Genomic DNA, 2,008 nt, shown 5'->3' with positions numbered 1-2,008 from the left:
ACACATTCGTCGAAGAAAAGGTTCATGCGAGAACTACGCGGCCGCCTCCCAGGGACGGCCAGCCGCCACGGGGCGTCCGCGTTCCGGATGGGTGCGCGCGTAGATGTCGGCCGCGACGAAGGCTTCTCGCGGGATTTCGGGGTAGTCCTCCAACAGATCATCGATCGTATCGCCGTCAGCCAGCCGCCCGCTTACCGCATAGACTGGAATTCTCGTGCCCTTGATGATCGGAACGCCGCCGAATATCTCCGGATCGCTGGTGATGTGACGCTTCTTGTTGACCATGTAGGCGCGCGCGGCTTCGAGTTTTGTCCCCGCGATCATCGGCAGATCGAGGTGGAGGCCGGGTTCGAGATCGAGCGGCGCAAGGTTTGTACCGGCCATCCCCCGGATTGCCTTCATCAGGATCTTTTTGCGGCTCACCGGAATTTCCTTGAGAAACCTCATATGTCCGACGGTTGCGAAGTAGCAGACGGCATCCACATTGAGGAACCGGGCGCGGGTCTTGGTGAACATCCCACGGCGCTTTACCGGCGTCATTATACCGGTCTCGATTGCCTTCTCCACACTGCGTGGCGGGACATCGGCGATGTGCGCAACTTCGTTGATCGTCAGCTCAGCGGCCATAGTTAAATCCTTTCCTAGTTGGGGAAGATATATACCGTATACGTCCGGAATTCAAGTCAGCACCCACGACCGTATTGCTGTCGCTTTGTCTGCGATGGGGGCGAACGAAGCACAATGCGCGAAGGTTCGCCGCATCGTCACATTTTTCTTCGGCCAAAAGCAGGTTTGGGCCATAATCGGAACAGCAGAACCGGCGTAGCAGCACAGTCGCAGGCGGAGCGCAAATTTGGGCAGCCTGACGTGATCACGATCATCACTGACTAATGGAGGCTCCCATGTCACTCGTTCTTCTTGCCATCTCGCTATCCTTCGCCCTTGGCGTCCTGGCTTTCCGTTTCGCGGTCTTCGCGCTTCCGGTTATGGCCGGTATTGCCGCTTTCATAGAGGTTCAGGATGGCGGTTCCGGTTTCGGGTTGGCCCTCCTTGCAGGGATGGTCGGGGCAGTCGTTTCCATCGGGCTGGTCATCGCCATTCTGGGATTTGCGCGGAACCCTTTCCTTCGCCTTGCAGCGCTCGGCCTGTTCGCTGTGCCTGCTGGGGTGGCGGGGTATGCGCTGGCTCATGGTATCGCAAAACACGCCCTCGATCCGGGCGTTATGCTGACGCTTCTGAGTGGAACCTGTGGTGCCGTGGTCGCGATAGCGGCAATCATCAATCTGAACGCGTTTGGCGACGGCGTCCTCGAGCAGTGACGCAATCGGCATGGTCTGAGCTCGGCTTCGTTTGAGCACATTCCGGTCGCCTTGGCCGCAAGGCCGCGGGGTGCCTCACTGGGGAACTTGATCGTGGTCCTAGAATGCCTCGACGACATCGCCTGCCGGTCCCTCACAGCAGTCTGACAAAGGCGGATTGTCTCAAGTGCAAAAAACTCCACCCGCTGTTCTCGGTCTGCCTGTTGCGCGTAAGGCCGCGTGAATGCAGCTTCCCTTTCCCGCCGCTGAACAAACGTCCCGCCGAGGCTATGGCCGTCGATATGATGTTTGCTGCCTTGAGCGTTTTGCCGTTCATGCGAATTCTGTCCCGCTTCGAATTTGTGGCGGCCATGCTGCACGAGGTGGCGAGGATGATAAGAGGTGCCAAGGCGATATTGGGTCTTGGGGATGTCCGACGTTAAACCTGCGTTCGGATGCTGGTTCTGCGCCGCGTCTCCGCTGGCGCTTCTTCAGAAAGACCTGTCCCTCCTCCTGATTGATTCCCTAATCCCGTCCGTCCGAGGCCAGCAACCCCGCGCGGTGGGACCCGTGTTGGCGCGTTCCGCGCCTGCCCGCACCACGTCCCGCCTTTGGGGGTCAAGCAGACGCCGATGGCGTCAGTGCAGGCCTCGTCCAGCGGTCTTTGACGGGCCTCATCGGAGGGTCGGTCCCTTCGGATGAAGCAACGG

At 59.6% G+C, this 2,008-nt stretch carries 2 protein-coding genes; one reads left to right on the top strand and one right to left on the bottom strand.

What is annotated here, in order from left to right:
• Window positions 1-33 precede the first annotated feature (33 nt).
• Window positions 34-627, bottom strand: coding sequence for a DUF433 domain-containing protein (locus ABJZ52_RS12040; RefSeq protein ID WP_348487761.1), 594 nt, complete (start codon window positions 625-627; stop codon window positions 34-36).
• Window positions 628-902: 275 nt separating this feature from the next.
• Between ABJZ52_RS12040 and ABJZ52_RS12035 the strand changes: the two genes are divergently transcribed.
• Entirely contained in the window at window positions 903-1,319 is a 417-nt protein-coding gene (locus ABJZ52_RS12035; RefSeq protein ID WP_348487760.1) for a hypothetical protein, read from the top strand.
• Window positions 1,320-2,008: the final 689 nt, after the last annotated feature.

It is taken from the genome of Roseibium sp., assembly GCF_039982295.1.
In the GTDB taxonomy this organism is placed as follows: domain Bacteria; phylum Pseudomonadota; class Alphaproteobacteria; order Rhizobiales; family Stappiaceae; genus Roseibium.
The sequence above is the reverse complement of the archived record's forward strand: the minus strand, read 5'-3'. Positions and strand labels throughout refer to the sequence as shown.

Coding starts and splice junctions, on each gene's coding strand:
- ABJZ52_RS12040 (WP_348487761.1), bottom strand. CDS start 627: ATGGCCGCTGAGCTGACGATCAACGAAGTTGCGCACATCGCCGATGTC.
- ABJZ52_RS12035 (WP_348487760.1), top strand. CDS start 903: ATGTCACTCGTTCTTCTTGCCATCTCGCTATCCTTCGCCCTTGGCGTC.